Origin of the sequence: Commensalibacter sp. M0355 (genome assembly GCF_016101365.1) — a bacterium.
Lineage (GTDB): Bacteria > Pseudomonadota > Alphaproteobacteria > Acetobacterales > Acetobacteraceae > Commensalibacter > Commensalibacter melissae.
Genome location: NZ_JACFQQ010000002.1, coordinates 276,820 through 299,942 on the forward strand (window position 1 = coordinate 276,820; position 23,123 = coordinate 299,942).

Genomic DNA, 23,123 nt, shown 5'->3' on the forward strand with positions numbered 1-23,123 from the left:
AAAACGCCAAAAATTTGGTAAATTATTTTAAATTTTTCTTTATGAATAAATCTTGTCGTTACACATATTTTCAGATAACAATTATAAAGCCCGTGATTATTACTATTATATTACAATACTGAGAAAACTGTATTTTATTTTTTGTTAAAATTATGAATTTTGTTATTTATGTTATCCAAAATTAAGAATATTATTCTTCAGTCAAATAATAAAAAAATTAAAGATAGGTCACGTATAGGTTTCAATTCATTATTTGACAATAATGAAAATGCAGTTAATACCTATAATCCTAAATTTTTGAAAAAAATTAGGGCAATACTCAGAATCTTCACCATTTTGGGATGGACTGGAATGGCTATTCCAGTACAATCAATCTTTGTCAAACTCCCTGGAAAATTAAAAACCAATTTTGCAAGGTATTATTGGTATATTGTGGGAAAATTACTGGGGCTACGCCTTCATACCTTCGGCAAGATTATTGCCCTGGACTCAAAAAAAGGACAGGATCGTCCAATCTTATACATTGCCAATCATTGTTCATGGCTGGATATCGTCACTATAGGCGGATTATTGCCTGGATGTTTTGTTGCAAAAAAGGAGGTCGGAACCTGGCCTCTTATCAGTATTTTATGTAAACTTGGCCGCGTTTCCTTTGTCAGCAGACAACGACACTCAACAGCTAAAGAACAAATTGAACTACAATCAAGATTAAGAAACAATGATAGCCTAATCTTATTTCCAGAAGGCACCTCTTCTGATGGATCGCATTTATACCCTTTTATGTCCTCTTTTTTTGCATTGGCAAAACCCCATGGTAAGAACACCATAACTTATAAAACACCCATTATTCAACCAATCTCAATTACATATGATCGTTTGGACATGTTACCTGTCAACAGGTTCACCCGACCCATTTACTGCTGGTATGGTGATATGGAATTGGCACCACATTTATGGAATCTCAGTCAATATTCCGATATGCATGCATCCGTTATTTTTCATGATCCTTTATATCCAGAAAATTTCAAGACCCGTAAACATCTTGCGCAGGAAACCTGGGATATTATTGCCAAGGGTACTGTTGCATTAAGATCAAACCATTCTAAAGATGAAATAAAGAAAATAATTTAATATTTTCTATCCGATAAAATATGAATTACGATTTATCATACCTGTATTAAATTATATAAATGTTAATGAACTAATTCAATTTTTTCTTGCAACATTTCTTGATATACAAAATATTAATTCATATTTAAATAATAAAAACCTTTTACTTATCTTCAATTTGAATATTAATTTTCATATATTAATGGATAAATAGCTTGTATCTATTCCTGTCTTTTTATAAAAAGTGTATTTTATTGTAATTCAAAAATATCCTAATACCAAGGCCAAATCCTGATATGGTTCAACGAGACTTTACTTTGACAAATGCAAATTTAGATAATGAAACATCACGGCGATATCTGCATATAATCACATGGGGATGTCAAATGAATGTTTATGACAGCAACCGAATGGTCGATTTGCTGCGTCCATTAGGATACAAAGTAACGGATAAAGCTGAAAAGGCGGATGTTCTCATTCTTAACACTTGCCATATACGCGATAAAGCCACTGAAAAGGTTTTTTCAGAACTAGGACGTTTGAAACAGATAAAGGAATATCGCAATCAGCTGGGGAACCCCACCCTTATAGCAGTGGCTGGATGTGTAGCTCAAGCTGAGGGGAATATCATTCTTCAGAGGGCTCCCTATGTTGATATCGTGTTAGGTCCTCAAACTTATCACCGTCTTCCAAAAATGATTTTGGAAGTGGCCCGGCAATCGGGGAATATAATCGAAACCGATTTTCCTGTTGAAAGCAAATTTGATTTTTTGCCCACACCTCAGGAAAATACAGGTTACAGTGCTTTCTTAACAATTCAAGAGGGATGTGACAAATTTTGTTCATTCTGTGTTGTTCCCTATACACGTGGTGCTGAAGTCAGTCGTCCAGTTCAGGCAATTCTTGATGAAGCTACTCATCTTTGCAGTATTGGCGTAAAGGAAATCACTTTACTGGGTCAAAACGTCAATGCCTATCATGGAGAGGGTCCCGACGGAAACATTTGGAATCTGGCTCGTCTCGCAGAAAAACTTTCAACATTACCAGAATTAAGCCGTATTCGTTACACTACTTCCCATCCAAGGGATATGGATGACAGCCTTATCAACGCACATCGTGATTTACCTGCGTTAATGCCATTTCTGCATTTGCCGGTTCAGTCCGGATCAGACCGTATTCTCAAGGCCATGAACCGTGGGCATACAGCTGATGAATACCGTAAGATTATTGATAAATTACGCAAGGCACGTCCTGATATTGCTTTATCTTCAGACTTTATTGTCGGTCATCCGGGTGAAAACCTGAAAGATTTTGAAGATACCATGCAGCTTATCCGTGACGTTCAGTTTTCACAAACTTTTTCCTTTAAATATTCTCCCCGACCCGGAACGGCTGCCTCTATTTCCATGAATCAGGTTAGGGAAGAAGAAAAAGATGCTCGTCTTCAGGCCTTACAGACTTTGTTAAGAGAACAGCAAGATCAATTTAACCAGAATACGGTCGGACGTACCATTCCCATCCTTTTTGTTGGTAAAGGTCGAAAACAAGGTCAGATAACGGGAAAATCCCCCTATTTGCAAGCGGTTCACATTCAGGGTGACACATCGCTAATCGGTCGGGAATGTCAAGTTAGAATTGATAAATCTTTGACAAATTCGCTTTCAGGAACATTAGTTTAAAAAGGAACCATTTTGAATAATAAAGTTTCCCTACAGATTTATCCCATTCTTTTATCAGAAGAAGTAAAAAACGAATCTTTTTTAAAAACAACCCTGCAATTTCCTGACAATTTATTACTGGCTCAAATGTTGGGAGATCATGACCGCTATTTGGTTCAAATTGAAAACGAACTTCAGGTCACCATGGGTTGTCGGGGAAACTATCTGGTCATTGAAGGGGATATCCAACAGGTTGAACTTGCTAAAACAGTAGTAAGCAATCTGTATCAACATATATATACCCATAATGAAATTAACTCTACCATCGTTAATAATTTCATACGCATGGCCTATAACGGACTCTTATCCATTCTTTATCCATCAAAACAAAATGAACCTCCTGAATCCATGGAACTCAAACAACCAGAATCAATTCCAACAATTTCTGTACGTAAAGGTACCATTTCACCTCGCACAACGGGACAGGCAAACTATTTGAAAATGCTGGCAAGAAATGAAATGGTTTTCGGAATTGGCCCCGCTGGAACAGGAAAAACATTTCTTGCTGTAGCCCAGGCAGTTTCCATGCTTTTATCTGGTCAGATTGATCGTATTATTCTATCTCGTCCCGCTGTAGAGGCTGGCGAGCGATTGGGGTTTCTTCCTGGAGATATGAAAGACAAAATTGACCCATATCTTCGTCCCCTTTACGATGCTCTATACGCCATGATGCCAGGAGATCAAGTTGTCAAAAGACTGACCAGCGGGGAAATTGAAGTGGCTCCTCTTGCCTTTATGCGAGGTAGAACACTTGAACATGCCTATGTCATACTTGATGAAGCCCAAAATACCACTCCTGCTCAGATGAAAATGTTTTTGACACGGTTAGGGGCTGGTTCACGAATGGTCATAACCGGCGATCTTAGCCAAATTGATCTGCCACCCATGATCAAATCAGGATTAAAGGATGCAGTTGATACATTACAGGGTGTTTCCGGTATTGAGATTCTTCGTTTCAAGGCAGAAGATGTTGTCAGACATCCTCTTGTTAATCGTATTGTAAGGGCTTATGACAAACAGTCAGCAAAATTAAAAATATCTTCCGAGAATAAATCCTAGAAAGAAATTTCCTGATGACATCCCTCTTCCGGCAATATCGATATCAAATTCTTGATTTTCTTTTTAATGAAGTAGTAATTATACAAGACAAGAGGTGGTATAAACTGATTCCTGATCTCAAGGAATTGATATACCGTATTTATACCCTGCAACCTTTTGCTGAACAAACCACGCTTTGTTTTGCCAATGACCAGACAATACAAAAATTGAATTGCCAATTCAGGAATAAAAATAAGCCTACAAATGTTCTTACTTTTGAGCATCCAGATCCCCAATCCTATGGAGGGGACATTATTCTTGCCCTGGAAACCATTCAAAAAGAATCCCGTCGAGCCCGAAAACCAATGCGCCATCATTTGACACACCTTATTTTTCACGGCTTATTGCATTTAAAGGGATATGACCACCTTAAATGTAATGAAACAAAAACCATGGAAATGAAGGAATCCTATCTTTTAGGTAAAATCGGGATCCCGAATCCCTGGAAAAACTCGTCTTTTGGGAGTATATAGCCATGTTTCGTGCGCCAGGTAATAATGCGCCGAATAATACCGCATCAGAACAGTCACAATCAAACACAAAGCCAAACCGTTACAAATCTTTTTTTAAACGTTGGTTCCATCAAAGACATCAGCACAATTTGCGACAATCAATTGTCAACCTTGTAGATGACAGAAACAATCATTTAACTACAATTCCCGATGACAACAAGGAGGAATTCAATCCGCATGAGCGATTACTGATCTCCAATATATTGAGATTGAAAGATAAAACGGCTGATGATGTAATGATACCAAGGGCTGATATATTTGCCATTGATGATTCAATCAGTTTCAAGCAGGCACTGGAAATTATGCAGCATGAAAATCATTCCCGAGTTCCTGTCTATCATCAGGAATTAGACAATATCCAGGGGATGTTGCACGTTAAGGATCTTATTTCCTATATTGGACACAGTGAAGATTTCGATTTTGGTAAAGTCATTCGACAGCCCCTTTTTATCGCACCTCAAATACCAGTTCTTGATCTCCTGCTACAAATGCGTGTACACCGGATTCATTTGGGGCTGGTAATTGATGAGCATGGCAGCATTGATGGATTGATAACGATTGAAGATCTGGTGGAAACAATCGTGGGCGATATTGCTGATGAACATGATGAACCTGAGGCCAACATGATTATCGAACGGGGAAACAATACGCTGGATGTGGATGCAAGAGCACATCTTGAAGATCTTGAGGAAAAAATTGGAACATTCTTGACCGAAGAAGAAAAAAATTCAGATATGGATACGTTGGGTGGACTTGTTTTCCATCTGGCTGAACATATTCCGACCAAGGGAGAGGTATTAACTCACCCATCTGGATTGATATTCAGGGTTCTGGAGGCTGACCCGCGACATATACGTCGTCTGCGAATGCATATCCCTCAGAACTGGTCTTTACCCACATCCAACGATTCAGACACCCTATCAGAAACCAATTCAAACAATATATAACCCTGATTATCAAACAGGGTTCATATCACTCTATAATTTTATAGCTTTCCTTTTAATCCGTTCATCAACCTCTTGTTCCCAAGGAGGATTGGCTCCACGCCGTTCACAAATCATTGCCGCAGCAACCGATGCATATTTTAAGGCTTTGGTAATTTCAGCAGGCGTGATAGTCTTAATTTTGTCAAGTGTCAAAAATCCATTTTTTTGTAAATAGGTCAGGGTTGCCGCCATAAAGGTATCCCCTGCCCCGATTGAATCCACTACATTATCAATATAATCAGGTGGAACCTCAATGACTTCATGACCTGGCAAATAACAAAGAACACCCTGGCTTCCACGTGTAATGATAACAATGGAGGTACCCTGATTGATCCAATGTTTGGCAGCATCATCAACTCTGGTGTCAGGCAATAAGAATTCCAGATCAGATTTGGATAATTTAATAATATCCGCCATGGCTGTCAGACGTGCCATACGTGCTCTATAAACAGCTGGATGATGTGTATTGCTGGGTCGACAATTTGGATCAATTGATAAAATTCTTTTTCCTTTTTCCATTCTGAACATCTGCTCACAAGATTCAGAAATAGGAGGTTCAATCAGAGAAGTAGAACCAATGTGGATCAAATTGACATCGTCGGAAAATCCGGGTGATTGTGAACGGACCCATAATCTCGATACAGTATTTTCATCATAAAAGGCATAGGCGGGTTCTTCATTGCCCAATTCAACAAAGGCAAGGGTTGTTTGTTGGTTTCCCCTGGCAACATATCTTACATCAACGTTGGATGTTTCGAGAAATTCCATCAATTTCTCACCCCAAAAATCAGTGGAAATTCCTCCCATAAATCCGACAGCGCCACCAAGACGACCTATTGCAACAGATATATTTGCACAAGATCCGCCCGGGGCTGGACAATAGCAATCTGCACCATCTTTTGTTTTATCGGGAATGAAGTCAATTAAAACATCACCACAAACAATAATCATCCAAATCTCCTTTTTGAAAATACTGCATATTTTGATGAATCACCAAGATGTTACCAACATTATATTAGGGAATACAAATTAAAAAACCAGTATTAATATTTTAAAAAATAGAAATCGAGACACAAATAACAATCCCAATTTATTTAAAAATTCATTTTTAAATAAATTATATTGGAAATAATATTACTCTTTACACCTTATTCATTTCAATCATTCCAAGATTGATATCACCAACAACCCTACGAACATAAGGAAAATATATGCCTGTTTGGCTTATTACAGCATTGATGCTTGTCTGCTCAAATTTGTTCATGACCTATGCATGGTATGGTCATTTAAAAACATTATCCGGCAAACCCTGGTATATAGCTGCATTAATCAGCTGGGGCATCGCTCTTGGAGAATATCTTATCCAGGTTCCTGCCAACAGGATTGGGTTTACAAAACTATCCCTTGGTGAGTTAAAGATCATGCAGGAAGCAATAACTCTTTCCGTATTTATCCCTTTCAGCATATTTTTCATGCATCAGTCTTTTAAGCTTGATTATTTATGGGCCGGTTTATGCGTTATGGGTGCTGTATACTTTATATTTCGTAGTGGTTGAGAATTTTTTTAACTTGCTTTCCAGAACTGTATGGTTTTTCTTTGTTATAAAAATTATAAATGAGAAATAATTAATAATTTTACCAATCCTTTGGATTATTATCTAAATTGTAATTTCTCTCATACTTGAACTTATTTTACTGGAAATAATATCATGTCCATAACACGACGCTCCTTACTAGCCTCAGTTTTGCCTGTTTTGACTATTATGGCGACCAAAATTCCCACTCATGCGGAAATACCTAAAAATTTTTCAACTCCTCGTACACTCGGGAATTCCAATGCAAAAGTTCATGTTGAAGAATGGTTTTCGCTAACCTGTGTGCATTGTGGACGTTTTGCACATGATATACTTCCCCAAATACAAAAAAAATATATTGATACTGGCAAAGTTTTCTACATTTTTAAAGATTTTCCCCTAGATAAAGTAGCTCTAAAAGCCGCGATTGTGGCACGCTCCCTACCAGTAGATCAATATAAACCGTTTATTACAGCCCTCCTGAGTAATCTTGATCAATGGGCTTTCAATGAAAATGCTGATCCCTTGCAAGAATTGCAAAAATATTCAATTTTAGCTGGTATGTCCAAAGAGCGTTTTCAGCAGGTAACTCATGATGACGCAATTCAAAAAATAATATTGGAAGAAAGCAATTACGCTGAAAAACATTTCAAAATAGACAGTACACCAACCTTTATCTTCAACGGTAAAAAGGTTGTCGGTGAATTAACGCTTGATAAATTTGATCAGGAAGTTAATGATGCGTTGACAAGAACTGTACCTTCATAATTTCATTACCAACAAACTTATATGCCAATATATTTTACCCATTTAAAAATTTCTGGTTTTAAAAGTTTCGCAAATACGACTTCACTTGATATTTTACCCGGATTAACTGGTATAGTTGGTCCCAATGGATGTGGTAAATCAAATATTGTAGAGGCTATTCGCTGGGTTATGGGGGAAAGTTCCGCCCGTTCCCTGCGGGGTACAGGAATGGATGATGTCATATTTGCAGGAACTGCACGACGTGCAGCCTTTAACATTGGCGAAGTTGCAATAACTCTTGAAAATATTAAAAACCAAACCGAAAACGGGTTTGATGAGGTTATTCCAAACTGTTTTCATAACCAAAATCAAATTGAGATTTCCCGCCAAATTGAACGGGAAGGAGGCAGTCAATATCGCCTTAATGGAAAAATACAACGCGCCAGGGACATTCAAACACTATTTGCTGATCTTGGATCAGGTCCACGTTCAACAGCAATTATAAGTCAAAATCGCATAGCACAACTTATTTCCGCCTCACCAGAGGAAAGAAGACAGGTTCTAGAAGAGGCTGCAGGGATATCTGGGTTATATAACCGTCGACGAGAGGCAGAGCTGAAATTAAAAGCAACTGAAGAAAATCTAGACAGATTAAATGACCTGAAAGAGCAGCTGACAAATCAAACCCAAACACTTAAAGAACAATCTGTACAAGCCACTAGATACCGTGAGATATCTACAGCTGTACGCGATAAAGAAACCAATTTGCAGATACTTTATTACCAACGAGCGCAAAAACAGCTTCTTGATCTTAAAATGCAAATTTCAATTATTCTAAGTAGAATTAGGGAAAAAGAAAATTGTATTCTGGATTTGCACAACAATCTGAAAGCTATGGAAAAAGAATCTGCTACCCTGCATCAACAGGAAATTCAGACGCGCGTTCATTGTGATCATCAGCGCCAGCAGATTTCTAGACTTGAAAATGAATTAAATCAGAAAACACAAGAAATAAAACAATTGAATGACCGGCTGAGAGAAAACAAAACCCAACTGATAGACATACAGTCTCATCTTGAAAATAATCAATCCGATCAGGAAAATATTCTAATCAAAATCAACACAATTAATGAAAAACTTGACCATCATCCAACAAAAATTCTCCAGATTGAACAGGAGGTTAAAACCCTAGAAGAAAAAAGTGCTATCCTGCTTGATTTAATCCATGAAGATGAAAAAAAACTGTCTGCATCTATAAATAAAAATCATGAGATAACGCAATATTTTAATCAGGTGAATGATGAAAAAACCAAATTTCAATCCGAATATGAACAGCTTTTATCCGAACAAAAAAGTTGTCTTGAAAAACTTCCTTCAGCTGAAAAACTGCAAAAAAAACGAGAGCAACTAAATATTCTCGAAAAAAAACTAGAGGAGATTGAAGCAAACCGAAAAATTCTTCAGAAAACCATTCAGTCCAAGGAATTTGAAAAGGAAAAACAAACTTATCATTCTCAACAGGTAGAAAAAAATTATAATGATCTCAATCAGACAATAAGACAAATCAAATCACAAGAAAAGCGATTAAATGATAATTATCAAAATGTTATAAATCAGATCACTCAACTGCAAAGTCAGTCTTTAGCAACAGAAGAACAACAGCAATTTCAGGAAAAGTTGTTCAACACACAAATTACTCTTGAAAAAAATAAAAAAGAAATTGATTTGGCACTCGAGGATCACCAAGCAGCCATAAAAAAACGCCTTGAACAGGAAAATTCTTATAATCAAGCATTACAGATCCATGATCAAAACAAAAAGAATCTTGACATAATCCATACCAACTTGCAACAGGCACAGAATTCATTCGAGACTTTAACCAAACAACAGGAATATCTGGCAAAACAGATAATTGCTCCTGAATATCTTCAGGAACAACAAACACAATATGAAAATATTAATTTACAATTAAAAAAACAGCATCAATTAATTGAACAAATTGAAAGTAATCTAAAGAAAAATACAGAAGCTTTGGAAAAACAGTCTTCCATTGTCCAACAACATGAAAGTGAAATTCGTAATTTAGAAGCAAGACAACAAGGATTGGCACAAATCCTTAAACAAACATCAGAGGAAAACATCAATACTGAATTACCAGCCGTTCTTGATCCTTTATCAATACCTCAGAAATGGATAAAAACTATAGCTGCAATTTTTGACGACACTATTGATGCACCAACTGGTCTTGATGCATCCCGGGGCTGGGTTACCCTAAGTAATATCAAGACAACATTAACAGGTGCATTGCCAACCCTGTTTGATATTATTTCCCCGCCTCCGCCCTTACAAAGAGCATTTCAGCAAATTGGAATTGTAAATTCAGTTGAAGAAGGGAATAAACTTTTTCCCTATCTTTTACCAGGACAAATGCTGGCTACTCAACAAGGAGATATCTGGCGCTGGGATGGTTATTACCAAACACATGCCATTCAAAACAAATCTGCTCAACGATTGATTCAAAAACACCTTCTGCAAAATATCGAAGAGGATTTAAAACGTCATTTACAAAAATCACCACAGATAGAAAAGTTGTATGAACAATTAAAAAATACACAAATACAATTTAAAAATAAATTATTGCAAAACAAAAGCAAATATAGGGATATTGAAAAACGGGCACAAATAATTACTCAGGATTTTTACGCTTTGCAAAATGAAGCCAGAATGGCCGAGACTCAATTTAACGCCATTGAACCTGCTGTCCAACAGGCTCAAAACGAACTTAAAACAAAAAAATTATATTTTGAACAAGCACATAAAAAGACCCAGATACCCTTGCCAGATAAAGAGAAAATTTATCAATATTTACGTATAGAACAAGAAAAAGAACGGATTGTTCAGCAAAAAAAAGAGGATTTTAATAGATTTGAACATCAATATTCCTTAGTCAAGGAACAATATCAACAACGCTTGAACCAAAATGCACAAAACAAAATCCAGATTGAATCTCTACAGGAAAAACTTGCACATCTTGAAATAGAGATTGATAGAAATAGGGAAAATTTAAATAATTTGGAAAGACAACTTAATCAAGCAGAAAATCCTAAAGAAATGTTCCAATCTGTTCATGTTATTGAAGATACGATCAATACGCTTAGCAAAAAGTTAGATAATGAAAATGAATTTTTTCTAAAAACGGAAACTGAATTAAATCAGGCTCAGCTTTCTTATCAATCTCTTAAGGAAATTACTATTCAGCAGCAAAGCCGACTGGATGCCCTGACTCCACGATGTCAGAAACTTGAAAACGATCTAAAAGAAATTTCCGTTCTTTTTCATCAAGCAGAATATAATCTTAATCATCGCATTAATTGTGAAGAAATGGAAAATAAATTAAAAAAACTGAAAGAGGACTATGGAATTAATGAAACAGAAAAAGAAAAAAAACGGCTTGACTATCATTTAATTCTTCAAGAAAAAGATAATCTGGACATTCAAAAAAAATCCCTTGCTCAGCAATTGGACAAATGGCAAGAACATTTCAGGGAAAGACAAAACGAAAAAGAGCAAATTCTTAAAAAAATACTGAATCTTGAAATTCAACTTAAAGATATAGATAAACTACCTGAGATCTTAAAATCCAAACTTAATGAATTTAAAAATGCAGAACGGCAATCTGCTGCAAATTATCAAGAATTGCAAAAAAGAAATATAGAATATGATCAAGCAAAAAAAAATGCCGAACAGAATTTACAAAATATAAAGCTGGAAAAAAATAAAATTCAAGAACAACTTATAAAAGCCGAAACCAAAAAAGAACAAGCCGAGATTGTATTTGCTCAACTTGATAGCGACATTACCGACGAAATCAAAAACCTGTCAAACGAAAGAAATGATCATGATCTGGATGATCAGGCAGAAAAAAAATTAAAAAATTCAATTGCATCATTAAAGGCACAGCGGGAAGCGCTTGGAGCTGTCAATTTGCGGGCAGACCTCGAATATCAGGAAAAACTGACAGAACTTAACCATCTTGAAAACGAATTCAATGAATTAACCACAGCAATCCAACAGTTACGTGAATCTATCTGTAAACTTAATAAACAGGGAAGAAGCAAATTAAACGCTATTTTTAAGGAAGTGGATCATCATTTTCAGGAATTATTTACCCGTATGTTTAATGGCGGACAAGCCTATCTTAAGCTTTTACCTCATGAAGATCCATTACAATCCGGTTTGGAAATTTATGCTCAACCTCCAGGAAAAAATCTTTCAACGCTCTCTTTACTTTCTGGTGGTGAGCAAGCGTTGACAACCTTATCACTTGTATTTGCTGTCAGCCGATGTAATCCTGTTCCAATTTGTATTCTTGATGAAGTTGATGCCCCTCTAGATGATCCCAATGTTGAACGTTTCTGTAAATTGTTGTCTGACATGTCACAGGCAGGGACACGTTTTTTAGTTGTAACCCATCATCAACTTACCATGAGTCACATGCAACGCCTCTATGGTGTCACGATGCAGGAACGCGGCATAAGCCAACTGATTTCAATTGATCTTGAAGATGCTGTTAAAATTCAACAAAATAAACAACATGAACAACTGGAACTTTATTAGTTTGTCAAAATGTAAATTGTACCCTGGACAAAACCAGATCACTTGTGCGTCCAGTTGAATTATAGTAATTTTTTCTAGACCGTGTCGCCATTACATGATTATAATCAAGTGATATCCGCATATGTGACGAGGGATACCAATTCAACCCTGTTGCAAATATATTTTGTTTTCCTCCTTGAACCCCAAGATAATGACCGTTTTCATTCATACGATATTTATAATGATTAAGGTTCATGTTACTCCATCGGATTGACAATTCCAAAGCTCCCCATTCTCCCGCGACAGGATTGAAAAAGCTCCCGACAGGGGGAGTGAAAACAGCTTTACTTTCATCATAAGATCTTGGTTGTCCAAACAGGACATAATTGACGCTAATATACCAGCCAGAAAAATGCAAATTGGGCCTATTGCCTAACTTTTCCGCAACCCGTTGCAAAAACATGGAGTAATATTCAGACTGTATCAGAAAACGATTCAATCTTACCGCAAATTCAGGTCCTATTGCCCATATATTATTTACACCCTGAATAGTTCCTGTTCGCAAATAAGGACGGCCCAACCAAACTTGCCCCTCCTGTCCCGTACTTAATGAATATTTTCGGCTATCACCATGTGTCACAAAAGTTGTTGATAAACCCAAATGCATATCATAATGATTGATAGCTAAAGGTCTTACCGCCGCTCTTACAATACCGCCAAGTTCATTTTTTTGAAAATCCTGATAGGTTCCTCCCAACCTTTGCCCGGTAACTGAAGCGCTAAGATAATACCGTTTATTCCAGTGAGTCATCATCAAGGCAAGACGGGCATCTGATCCTGTTAAATTTCTAACCAGATCAACAATCATTGGACGTTCAACCAGAATAAATCCATTTGAGCTTTCAGTATCCAGCATAGTTATGGGAGGTTGTAACAGACCGATAGCGATAATAGTGTTTTCAAATCCGACATATTTTAAATAGGCCTCATAAATGGAATTATTAACCAATGCTGGGCGCCCTGCATCCGGTGTTATGTTAATGATGAAATCATCATAGCGGATAGCAACATTAAATCGCCCCCTACGCAAAAATGCCTGTGAACCATCCATTCTGGATCCATTGCGTTTATTATCCGGACCTATAATCCCACCAATATCAAACTGTATACTTGCCCCAAGAGAGATACTGAATCGACGATCAATGGAGACCAGAGTTGGACGTCCCTTGGGAAAATTCAAATTGAAATGACCTATTTGATAAGAAATATCCCTATAAATATCAATGTTTCGAATTTTGTCAGCATTCCACATTGTACAATCCTGTTTATGATCCAAACATAGGTAGATGGATTGTTTGTTTCTGGAATTAGGCAACGCAGAAATCAATGAATTAGAAATACATTCTGTTTGAGCATAGGCAAAAGAAATAGTAGCTTTTAAAACAATAATATTAAATGAACATGACAAAATAGGTCTTATATTCCTATATAAGGCCTCTACACTATTTATTCGATTTTTTTGAACCATGAAGGATCCTACTGTATTAACAGCTTTAAACTGAAGAAAGATTAAACAGAGCAGTTCTGTTTATAAATTTTGTCTCATTTCAGTAATGAATAATCATTCAAATCCTTTTAAATTTGTATATTCTCAAAAACAGCTTAAAGCCTTACCTCTAAAAATCAAGCCCTTGGGAGAATTAAATTTCTAAAAATTAAATTCGATACGAGAAATGAGAATATTACTTTTACGACCAGCACTATTATAATAATTATTTCTTGAACGAGTGGCAAAAACATAATTATATTCAAGCGAAAATCGCATCTGATCAGCTGGATACCAATTGAAACCTGTTGCGATAACGTGCTGTTTTCCACCATGTATATTTTTTGGTTTGCCGTTATCCCAATCGTATCGATGGCTGTTTAAATTCATGGTGCTCCAGCGTGCTGTCCATTCCAGTGCTCCCCAATCCCCTACCGCTGGATTAAAAAGTGCATTTTTTGGTGCAGAAAAATAGGCACGTTCGGAAAAATATTGTCTTGGTTGACCAAACAAGACATAATTTGTACTGACATACCATCCAGCAAACTTTAAATTTGATCGGCGTGAATTATTTTCCGAATTTCTTTGCAAATCAATTGAGTAATATTCTGACTGAATAATAAAACGGTTGAATCTAAAGGCGAATTCAGGACCTATTGCCCAAACATTGTTTACCCCGTTAATTTTTCCGGTACGAATATAGGGACGCCCCGGCCAGATAAAGGCCTCTGGCAGTGCATTCATGAAATATCTCCGATTATCTCCATGAAATGCGACCGTTCCACTCACTCCCATATGCAAATCATAATTTTGAAATCTTATTGGATGGATGACAGCACGAATAATTCCCCCTTTTTGATTCTTTTGAAAATCCTGATAAAATTTACCAAAACGCTGTCCGGTAACTGAAGCGCCAATATAATAATTTTTTCCCCAATGAGAGGCTGTAAATCCTATTCTGGCATTCGCACCAGCTATATTTCTTACAAGATCAATGATCATGGGGCGTTCTACCAGGGTAAATCCTGCAGATGTTTCAGATCCCAGCAAAGTGACTGATGGTTGTATCAAACCAATGGATAAATCTGTATGATGAAACCCGGTATAATTAAGATTAATCTCATGAAATGAATCATTAACCAATGCACCACGTCCAACATCAGGAGCAACAATAATTTTAAAGTTATCATAGGCAATTGTTATGATAAATCTTGCACGCCTCAATACAGCCTGTGACCCACCCATATCGGGTTGATTATGTTTTTTATCGGATCCTATGAAACCACCAATATCATATTGAATGGACGTTCCAATTGATAGACTGAAATGATTATTCATTGATTTTAATAAAAATCTACCTTTGGGAAAGCTGATTTTAAAATCACCCATATCATAAATTATATTTTTATATGGATCCAAATAAGTAACCTGATTTGTTTGGAATAAAGAATCATCATTGGCTTTAGCGGCTGAAACCCAATTCAATAAAAAATATAATGATATTGAATAAATCCCGAATTTTGAAAAAGCCATAGAAGTTTCATAAGATTTTCGCATTTTACAATTTCCATGGATTTTCTTTAATAAAGACCTGTTTAATCTTTGAAAGAATTTTCAATTATTTTTTTCAAATATTAATGTATCCAGTATTGATTATGTATACAATATTTTTGTAATATATTTTTATTTACGTTAAAATATAGTATTATAATATTTGGAAAAAATAATTTTTCATGTTAAATAAATTTTAAAAATAGCACTTCAAAACCTTAAAAAGTTAGTTGTAAACGTGAAATTATTAGATTGCTATCCTTTTTTCTTAAATGCCATAAATTGTTTCTAGAACGTGATGAAATTATATGATTATAATCAATCATCACCCTGAAATGTGGTGACGGATACCAGTTAAACCCCGTTGCTATGACTTTCTGTTTTCCACCTTGCACCCCTGCTGCATATTTGTTATTTTCATAATCCCCAGCATGACTATTGAGGTTCAGATAACTCCAACGGACTGACCATTCCAAAGCTCCCCAATCCCCAGCGGCAGGATTAAACAGTGAACCTTCTGGTGCTGCAAAAATAGCGCGAGACGGTAAATAATGACGATGAGCCCCGAAAATCGCGTAATTTAAACTTCCATACCATCCCCAAAAATGAAGATTATCATTATGTCCATATCCCTCATTCTTTCTTGGCATAAAAAATGAATAATATTCCCCTTGAAAAATCAACCTTTTCCATCGTAAGGCAAATTCAGGACCTACAGCCCATATACTGTTGACACCATTGATGGTTCCTGTCTTAAAATCTGCCGCGGAAGGGAAAAGACGGGATTCATTATAACTTACAATAGAATATTTTCTATTTTCACCATGAACGGCAAATGTTCCTGTTACGCCCAAATGAAGATCAATATTTCTTGAAGCTATTGGACGACCCGCCAATCTTAAAACGCCTCCCTTCTGCCCCTGTTGAAAATTGGTAAATTTTTTACCAACGCGTTGCCCTGTATAGCCAACACTGATAAGGTATCGCTGCCCCCAATGAATAACATTGAAACCAGCACGAGGTTCCCCTCCGGCAACATTTCTTAACATATCAATAACCATGGGTCGTTCTGCAAGAAAAAATCCCCTGGAAGTTTCAGAATCCAACATTGATAAAGTGGGTTGGAGTAAACCCCCTCCAATTACCAGATTCTTAATACCTGTATATTTCAAATCCGCTCCGAACAGATCATGATGTTCAAGTCCAAAACGTCCAATATCTGGTGTAACCGTTAAGGCGAAATCAGTATATTTTACAACAATAATCGGACGTCCACGACGTAAAGTTCCTTGATAACTTGAAACTTTTGGTCCATTCGCTCGTTTGTTTGGACCTAATAAAGCCCCAATGTCGTAATTAATATAAAGACCAAAAGCGATACTAAGTTTTTTACTCGCTGAATAAAATGTCGGTCTTCCCTTTGGAAAGGCAAGCGTTGAATAACCTACTTGATAATGAAGGTCTTTATATGGATCAACATTTACGACCCTATCCGCATTCCACATTGTGCAACGGATGGATTTTTCATAACAAATATATTCAGCCTGTTGATCATTTTCATCTTTGTCTTTTTTTTCTTCTTTTTCTTTATTTAAAAAAGGAGTTATATTTGATCTCCATCGGTTAGTCTGATAGACATTTGCATAAGAAAATGAAATCGAGATCTTCAAAAAAAGAATACCCATTGTACATGATCGTAAAAACCCTTTTTTACGTCCATATGAGAGGTTACTTTGTACGGCTTCAATATTGTTTACCATTATCAATGACCCCTATATAATTTTATTAGACGAAAATAAGCTCAATACCCATTTATAAGCCACTTAAGATTGAAATATAATTTCACAAATATTTCAATTTTTATTCAAAAATGTTAAAATAAACCAAATTAAGTTTTTAATAATTTTATAATTTAAAATAATTGTCGAATAACAAACGTGAGATGAGATGTCACTTTTCCGAGATTTTTTCTATTTTGAAAGGTTATTACCCTCTAAATATCAAAAAAAATGGTGCCTGATTTCCGTAAAATTACATAAAAAATTACCCAAAACGATCCCATTGTATCTATATATAAACCATAGGGATGACCCAACATTTGAACCTTTAACTTATCTTGTCTCCGGTAGGTTTCTTCCCAACTTTTGGCGTGTATCTCTTGTTTATCTTCCTGAGAAAACGAACTGTTTACGAATCTATCCAATCGCCAAAATTTTTAATTCCGCTTTACAATCAGTTTCATCAGTAAAAATTCGGGCTCTGAGCCGCTTAACGACGGCTTTAATATTAATTATTATAAATCCTTTTACTTTTATAAAAATTTTTTGTTATCCCTTCATTCATCTAAACAAACGTATTCGAATGGGATTATTACAAAATCAACAAATATTTTTTCCTAATTTACCATATAAATATTGGTACAATTTATATGAAAACTGGAATGGTAACGAGATAAAGAAACTATATGAAAGTAATTATATTCATCTATGGCCTGTTTTTTCATTATTTACATATTATGGTAAAACCATGGAAATTGACTGGAACAATTTTTACCAGCATCCGAATACTAGAGGAAGAACCACTCCCCAAGCTTTTCAAGCACATTATATCATTCTTAAAAATTCAAACGAAGTTTTAGAAGAACACAGTTTGGCTGTTTTTGCCGATCAGGCTACTCGTCAACATTATCCGGCCGCACTTTACGCTGATTCAGATGAAATCAATAATCTGAATGAACACAGCAACCCTGTATTCAAGCAAAATTTTAACTTGTCGATTCTACTGACAGGTTATCTTACCCAAGATATATGGATTATCAGAAAAGATATATTTGATGATTTCATAAAAGAATTTGATTCTCCAATTCGTTCCATTTATGCCATTAGAATGGCATTGGCCCTTTATTTATGGAAAAAAAATCATTTTATTTATCATGTCCCTCTGATCTTAAGTCATAGGACTGCAAAAGTATCATTACATGATAAAAATGAAATAATTGAAATCATCAAAATTTTCAAAACTGAGCTGAATTGGCAATTTAGTGTTAATACGCATATATTTCCCTTTGATATAAATTATATAAATTATCAAGATCCCGTAAGTCTCATCATCCCGACAACCCTCAGTTCCGAAACCATACATCAATGTATTACAAAACTAATAAAAAAAACCTCTTACCCAAAATTAGAAATTATTCTTGTCATCTCGCAAAATAAACCGTTGACAAAACAACAAGAAAAATTTCTCAGTTCATTCCAGTATTATAAATATTTAAAAGTTCTATTTGTCAAAACAGATCAATTCAATTTTTCGAAAAGTTGCAACGTTGCCATCAGGAATTCTAAATACCCTTTTATAGCCCTAATAAACGATGATATTGAACCTCTGGATCAAAACTGGTTATCCTTAATGATGGGTCATATGCAAAATGAAAAAGTAGGCGCTGTTGGTGCAAAACTATTTTATCCTGATAAAAATATTCAGCATGCGGGCGTTATAATGGGTGCCGCTAATTTATGTGAACATGCCGGTCGTTTTCATAAGTCAGATAATTTTTACCTGACGCATGATCATGAGGTCAGTGCCGTGACAGGTGCCTGTATGGTTATTCGTCGTCTGGCTTTTAACGAGGTTAATGGATTTGATGAGACATTTGAAATAGCATATAATGATATTGATTTCTGTTTACGTTTAAGAAAGAAAAAATATCATATCATCCAATGTCAGAATGCACAACTGATCCATTACGAATCTCTTTCACTCGGAAATCATTACAAGGGTGAACGTTCCGGAAAAGAACGACAGGAAATTCTTTCCCTGAAAAAAAAACATTTTAAAATCATAAATTATGATCCATTTTATAATCCCAATTATTCCCTGCAACGTGGAAGAGATTACCAGCTTGCCTTTCCCCCTCGCATTTCAATTCCATTTGGATTAACTGAAAATAATGTCTGATTCCAATCCCCCAAGCATTTTGATAGAAAATGTTTCATTAACCTTCAATAATTGTCAATTGTTCAAAAATCTAAACACTGTTTTTCCAGCCGGAAAATTCAGTATTATTCTTGGTGCAAGTGGCGTGGGTAAAAGTAGTCTTTTAAAAATTATTGCAGGATTGCAACATTGTAAGCTGGGAAGCGTAAAAGCGGATGATAACAAATCTTTATCAAAACGGATCAGTTATATGGGACAACAGGATCTGTTAATGCCTTGGGCAAAAATACTATATAATGTCACCCTAGGCAGTAAACTCCGTGGTGAAAAACCAAATCGGCATAAAGCTTTGGATATCCTTGAACAAGTAGGCTTATCCCATGTTGCAAATGCATATCCATCCGAACTGTCTGGCGGAATGCGTCAACGTATCGCTCTTGCAAGAACACTGTATGAAAATCGCCCCATCGTTTTAATGGATGAACCTTTTTCAGCATTGGATAGTGTAACACGAACCAACATGCAAACCTATACGGCAAAATTGTTGAAAGGTAAAACAGTTATTCTTATCACACATGATCCTTTCGAAGCTTGTCGATTGGGAGAACAAATTCAGATTATGGCAGGAACTCCTGCAAAACTATACGATTCTTTGGTAGTTCCTGGATCTATACCTCATCCGCTAGAAAATCTCGACTTACAAAAGGCCCAAGCCCATTTATTATCTCTTTTGATAGAAAAAACACAATCATGAAAACTCATTTACATGAATCTTTTTTAATAAGTATCCGCATTGTTTCATTAATCGGAAGCTTGATTTTTATTTGGTGGTTGATCAGTTTTTTCAATTACATCCCCGCTTATCTTTTACCCTCACCTTCAGCGGTCATTCAGGCTCTAAACATTAATCATCAGCTTTTATGGCAAGCCACGCTTACAACAACACAAGAAACCATAATAGGGTTGGTAATTGGATGTTTTTTTGGAATGTTTTTTGCTCTTTTTTTGATACTTGTTCCTTTTCTCCGTCACTGGTTAATGCCCATCATCATTATCAGTCAATCAATTCCCACCTTTGCTCTAGCCCCTTTACTCGTATTATGGTTTGGTTTCGGAATAAGTTCAAAAGTTGTAATGACCGTTATAATGATTTTTTTTCCCATAACTTCATCCTTTTTTGACGGCCTAAACAGAACACCTCAAGGATATCTTGATTTAAGCAAAACCATGAATACATCTGCCTTACGACAACTTTTATTTGTACGTATTCCTGCTGCTTTACCCGCTTTTTCGTCAGGTTTGAAAATCGCAGCAGCTATCGCTCCCATTGGTGCGGTCATTGGAGAATGGGTCGGCGCGTCTTCCGGTTTGGGATATTTAATGCAAAACGCCAACAACCGTTTTCAAACAGATTTGATGTTTGCCGCTCTTTTGATATTATCATTCATGACAATGAGTTTGTGGGGAATCGTTACAATATTCACCCAAAAACTCTTTTATTGGTATAATTAAATTTATAAAGATTAAAACAATATTTTATTTTAATCCTAAATAATTTTTCCAAAAGTGTTTAGTAATTAAACCGTTAAATGATTTTTTCCATTTAAATTTTAATATATATTGCTTTTTATATAATTCAATTATTGTAAGAAACAATTCATTACACAGATTAAAAAAACGTTTTGAATCAATTTCACAAGTTATACCCATATTAGAAATTTTTTCATAATAAATTACTTTAGGGCACCTAAAAATAGCACTTATTCTAAAGCTATGTAACGGTTCTAAGACCCATCCATGATCAAGAGGAGTTTCAGCTTTATACATTAATTTTAAAGGTAACAAATGTCCATTTAATGTTAAAATTATAAATAATTTTCTTATAAATGAATACTTTATAAAACGATTATAATCTTTCATATCCATCTGATCTTGACGGATATTTAATAATTTACTTTTTTGTTTTTTTACAAGATCCTGATGAAAAATTTCAGGATCTAAATTTTTTATAAACTCTGGCCCTTTCATTGCGTCCTTTATGCCAGCCAATAAATATTCTGCACGTTCATATCTATAGGTTAAAAGACATTTAAATATATTTAATGCTTCTTTAAATATAGGTGGTTTTCCATATACAAAATTAACAATTAATCCATTACGAATATGATAATACCATCTCCAATTAACTTCTTTTTTTGTAAACTCCTCATGCCAAACTGCAATTCCTGTTAATGTTACGATATCGACTTTTCCTTGTAAAACAAGTCCTTGCTGAACATCATCCCAACCTACAAAAAATGGAGCAGGTAAAAAATTTTCAATAATTTTTTTTGGATAAACTACAAACCACCAACCATAAAAAGTACTATATTCTAATTTATCATAAAATATTACACCAGAAGATGTTGTCAAATCCAAATTAGGTTTTACACTACTAAAATCAAAACCTTTGACTTGTGCTCCAATTTCATGTAAACGTCCTCGATCACCATAGTTCATCATTCCACCAGGAATAATGCTTTTATCATCTAAAAAACTTGCAAGATGAAAAGCTCTGCAAATTACTTCAGGCTCAATTAATACATCATCATCGCAAAATAATACATGAGTAAAATTAGATTGACTATCTAAAACTTCTAATATACCTCTAGCAAATCCTCCTGCTCCCCCGAAATTACGATTTTTTATTATATTTACATTTTCATACTCTATATCATCAAAACTATTAGAATTAGCATTATCAATAATAAAAATTGAAACTTTATTATCGAGTTCATCATATGTAGAATTTTTAATTATCTCTAAATTTCTTTTTACATAAATTTCTCTATTAAAAGTAGGCATTATTAAAGCCATACGTACATTATTTGTTGGTTTTTGTGTAGTAAAATAAAAAACTTTAGATATTGAAAAAGATTCGCTTAAAATTGTTATCTCTGGAAAAATAATTCCTGTTTTCCCCGATAGTTTTTTTAAATCTATTGTCAAATCAATTTTTTGGTTTTGACCTTTAATTGCTGTTTGCATAACATAAAATGGAGGCTCATAACCATTATCATGCCATATGGTAACAATTCCTTCACCTGAAAATTGAATTGAAATTACAATTTCTTTTATATCCGGTTTATTCATCCATGTTGTAAGTGAAAACGCACCAAAAAATGTGTTAAATGCTATATGTTCATCAATCTTGAATTCAACATTCCTTTTTTGAAAAATTAATTCATTAGGTTGTAAAAACCATAACTCTGGATAACGAGTCCTTATATATAATCCTAAAGGTGCTATTCCTGATGGTATAACAACTTTTTGTAACAATGATAAATCTTTCATAAAAAATCCCAATGATATATAACGTTGATAGATATAAAATACATTAATAATGTTCTATCATTTATTATTGTGAAAATTCAATTATTCCATAATATATTTTCGAATCATCTGACCTTCGGAACAAACTTCCTTAAAGGAACGAATTATGACACTTTCAAATAAACCTGCTTTTGCATAAGGATCACTGATGGCAAATCCCTCGGCAGCTGCACGATCTTCTACATTCAAAATAATGAGTGAGCCACAACTTTTTCCCTCATTATCCAATAAGGGACCAGCAATTTTTATTTGTTTTTCATAAGTTTTAAGATACGCCAGATGTTGAGAGCGAACAGCCATTCTCATTTCTAGAGACGAAGGTTTGTCATTACACATTATTACAAATAACATTTGTTCTCCCATCACTACTTTACAAA

The 23,123-nt window shown here is 35.2% G+C and carries 17 protein-coding genes; 11 read left to right on the forward strand and 6 right to left on the reverse strand.

Features of this window, described 5'->3' with window-relative positions; all coding sequences use genetic code 11:
- Positions 1 to 351 precede the first annotated feature (351 nt).
- The 5 genes from H3T44_RS05020 to H3T44_RS05040 all read left to right on the forward strand — a co-directional run bounded on the left by H3T44_RS05020 (position 352) and on the right by H3T44_RS05040 (position 5,385).
- Complete coding sequence (locus H3T44_RS05020; RefSeq protein ID WP_196424224.1) at positions 352 to 1,131, forward strand: 1-acyl-sn-glycerol-3-phosphate acyltransferase; 780 nt, start codon at positions 352 to 354, stop codon at positions 1,129 to 1,131.
- Positions 1,132 to 1,406: 275 nt separating this feature from the next.
- Positions 1,407 to 2,789 carry a tRNA (N6-isopentenyl adenosine(37)-C2)-methylthiotransferase MiaB gene (miaB, locus tag H3T44_RS05025; protein WP_198196405.1) on the forward strand — a complete coding sequence of 461 codons (1,383 nt, stop codon included), beginning with the start codon at positions 1,407 to 1,409 and terminating at the stop codon, positions 2,787 to 2,789.
- A gap of 12 nt (positions 2,790 to 2,801) precedes the next feature.
- Positions 2,802 to 3,887 carry a PhoH family protein gene (locus H3T44_RS05030; RefSeq protein ID WP_370552728.1) on the forward strand — a complete coding sequence of 362 codons (1,086 nt, stop codon included), beginning with the start codon at positions 2,802 to 2,804 and terminating at the stop codon, positions 3,885 to 3,887.
- 14 nt (positions 3,888 to 3,901) lie between these two features.
- Complete coding sequence (gene ybeY / locus H3T44_RS05035; protein WP_198196407.1) at positions 3,902 to 4,399, forward strand: rRNA maturation RNase YbeY; 498 nt, start codon at positions 3,902 to 3,904, stop codon at positions 4,397 to 4,399.
- 2 nt (positions 4,400 to 4,401) lie between these two features.
- On the forward strand, positions 4,402 to 5,385 hold the full coding sequence (locus H3T44_RS05040; RefSeq protein ID WP_198196409.1) for a hemolysin family protein: 984 nt from the start codon (positions 4,402 to 4,404) through the stop codon (positions 5,383 to 5,385).
- A gap of 30 nt (positions 5,386 to 5,415) precedes the next feature.
- Here H3T44_RS05040 and H3T44_RS05045 read toward each other — a convergent pair whose 3' ends face one another.
- Positions 5,416 to 6,375, reverse strand: coding sequence for a carbohydrate kinase (locus H3T44_RS05045; RefSeq protein ID WP_122123345.1), 960 nt, complete (start codon positions 6,373 to 6,375; stop codon positions 5,416 to 5,418).
- A 260-nt stretch (positions 6,376 to 6,635) separates the two neighbouring features.
- Here H3T44_RS05045 and H3T44_RS05050 point away from each other — a divergent pair, with 260 nt between their 5' ends.
- The 3 genes from H3T44_RS05050 (at position 6,636) to H3T44_RS05060 (ending at position 12,362) form a co-directional block, all read left to right on the forward strand.
- Positions 6,636 to 6,980: a DMT family protein gene (locus tag H3T44_RS05050; RefSeq protein WP_110438778.1), complete on the forward strand. Its 345-nt coding sequence runs from the start codon at positions 6,636 to 6,638 to the stop codon at positions 6,978 to 6,980.
- A 153-nt stretch (positions 6,981 to 7,133) separates the two neighbouring features.
- Positions 7,134 to 7,766 carry a thioredoxin domain-containing protein gene (locus tag H3T44_RS05055; RefSeq protein ID WP_122123344.1) on the forward strand — a complete coding sequence of 211 codons (633 nt, stop codon included), beginning with the start codon at positions 7,134 to 7,136 and terminating at the stop codon, positions 7,764 to 7,766.
- A gap of 21 nt (positions 7,767 to 7,787) precedes the next feature.
- Entirely contained in the window at positions 7,788 to 12,362 is a 4,575-nt protein-coding gene (locus H3T44_RS05060) for an AAA family ATPase (RefSeq protein ID WP_198196411.1), read from the forward strand.
- A gap of 4 nt (positions 12,363 to 12,366) precedes the next feature.
- Here the strand turns inward: H3T44_RS05060 and H3T44_RS05065 are convergent, their stop codons facing one another.
- The 3 genes from H3T44_RS05065 to H3T44_RS05075 form a co-directional block, all read right to left on the reverse strand.
- The gene (locus H3T44_RS05065) at positions 12,367 to 13,869 is read right to left on the reverse strand and encodes an OprO/OprP family phosphate-selective porin (protein ID WP_198196413.1); all 1,503 of its coding nucleotides are present in this window, start codon (positions 13,867 to 13,869) and stop codon (positions 12,367 to 12,369) included.
- Positions 13,870 to 14,049: 180 nt separating this feature from the next.
- A complete protein-coding gene (locus tag H3T44_RS05070) occupies positions 14,050 to 15,444 on the reverse strand; it encodes an OprO/OprP family phosphate-selective porin (RefSeq protein ID WP_198196415.1) in 1,395 nt (464 codons plus the stop codon).
- Between the two features lie 212 nt (positions 15,445 to 15,656).
- Positions 15,657 to 17,198: an OprO/OprP family phosphate-selective porin gene (locus H3T44_RS05075; RefSeq protein WP_198193356.1), complete on the reverse strand. Its 1,542-nt coding sequence runs from the start codon at positions 17,196 to 17,198 to the stop codon at positions 15,657 to 15,659.
- A gap of 187 nt (positions 17,199 to 17,385) precedes the next feature.
- On the opposite strand from H3T44_RS05075, the gene H3T44_RS05080 reads away from it, so the two are divergent.
- Genes H3T44_RS05080 through H3T44_RS05090 form a run of 3 tightly spaced genes read left to right on the forward strand, consistent with a single transcriptional unit; the run spans position 17,386 to position 20,886 of the window.
- Complete coding sequence (locus H3T44_RS05080; protein WP_198196417.1) at positions 17,386 to 19,395, forward strand: glycosyltransferase; 2,010 nt, start codon at positions 17,386 to 17,388, stop codon at positions 19,393 to 19,395.
- Entirely contained in the window at positions 19,388 to 20,128 is a 741-nt protein-coding gene (locus H3T44_RS05085; RefSeq protein WP_155567910.1) for an ABC transporter ATP-binding protein, read from the forward strand. The genes H3T44_RS05080 and H3T44_RS05085 overlap by 8 nt, the downstream gene beginning before the upstream one ends.
- Positions 20,125 to 20,886 (forward strand): ABC transporter permease, encoded by a 762-nt coding sequence (locus tag H3T44_RS05090; RefSeq protein ID WP_198196419.1) that lies wholly within the window; start codon positions 20,125 to 20,127, stop codon positions 20,884 to 20,886. The genes H3T44_RS05085 and H3T44_RS05090 overlap by 4 nt, the downstream gene beginning before the upstream one ends.
- 24 nt (positions 20,887 to 20,910) lie before the next feature.
- On the opposite strand, the gene H3T44_RS05095 is transcribed toward H3T44_RS05090, so the two are convergent.
- Positions 20,911 to 22,707: a glycosyltransferase family 2 protein gene (locus tag H3T44_RS05095; protein ID WP_198184814.1), complete on the reverse strand. Its 1,797-nt coding sequence runs from the start codon at positions 22,705 to 22,707 to the stop codon at positions 20,911 to 20,913.
- An 81-nt stretch (positions 22,708 to 22,788) separates the two neighbouring features.
- A complete protein-coding gene (locus H3T44_RS05100) occupies positions 22,789 to 23,097 on the reverse strand; it encodes a YciI family protein (protein WP_155569045.1) in 309 nt (102 codons plus the stop codon).
- Positions 23,098 to 23,123: the final 26 nt, after the last annotated feature.

Coding starts and splice junctions, on each gene's coding strand:
- H3T44_RS05020 (WP_196424224.1), top strand. CDS start 352: ATGGCTATTCCAGTACAATCAATCTTTGTCAAACTCCCTGGAAAATTA.
- H3T44_RS05100 (WP_155569045.1), bottom strand. CDS start 23,097: ATGTTATTTGTAATAATGTGTAATGACAAACCTTCGTCTCTAGAAATG.
- H3T44_RS05045 (WP_122123345.1), bottom strand. CDS start 6,375: ATGATTATTGTTTGTGGTGATGTTTTAATTGACTTCATTCCCGATAAA.
- H3T44_RS05075 (WP_198193356.1), bottom strand. CDS start 17,198: ATGGTAAACAATATTGAAGCCGTACAAAGTAACCTCTCATATGGACGT.
- H3T44_RS05055 (WP_122123344.1), top strand. CDS start 7,134: ATGTCCATAACACGACGCTCCTTACTAGCCTCAGTTTTGCCTGTTTTG.
- H3T44_RS05060 (WP_198196411.1), top strand. CDS start 7,788: ATGCCAATATATTTTACCCATTTAAAAATTTCTGGTTTTAAAAGTTTC.
- H3T44_RS05065 (WP_198196413.1), bottom strand. CDS start 13,869: ATGGTTCAAAAAAATCGAATAAATAGTGTAGAGGCCTTATATAGGAAT.
- H3T44_RS05040 (WP_198196409.1), top strand. CDS start 4,402: ATGTTTCGTGCGCCAGGTAATAATGCGCCGAATAATACCGCATCAGAA.
- miaB (WP_198196405.1), top strand. CDS start 1,407: ATGGTTCAACGAGACTTTACTTTGACAAATGCAAATTTAGATAATGAA.
- H3T44_RS05070 (WP_198196415.1), bottom strand. CDS start 15,444: ATGCGAAAATCTTATGAAACTTCTATGGCTTTTTCAAAATTCGGGATT.
- H3T44_RS05080 (WP_198196417.1), top strand. CDS start 17,386: ATGTCACTTTTCCGAGATTTTTTCTATTTTGAAAGGTTATTACCCTCT.
- H3T44_RS05095 (WP_198184814.1), bottom strand. CDS start 22,707: ATGAAAGATTTATCATTGTTACAAAAAGTTGTTATACCATCAGGAATA.
- H3T44_RS05050 (WP_110438778.1), top strand. CDS start 6,636: ATGCCTGTTTGGCTTATTACAGCATTGATGCTTGTCTGCTCAAATTTG.
- ybeY (WP_198196407.1), top strand. CDS start 3,902: ATGACATCCCTCTTCCGGCAATATCGATATCAAATTCTTGATTTTCTT.
- H3T44_RS05085 (WP_155567910.1), top strand. CDS start 19,388: ATGTCTGATTCCAATCCCCCAAGCATTTTGATAGAAAATGTTTCATTA.
- H3T44_RS05090 (WP_198196419.1), top strand. CDS start 20,125: ATGAAAACTCATTTACATGAATCTTTTTTAATAAGTATCCGCATTGTT.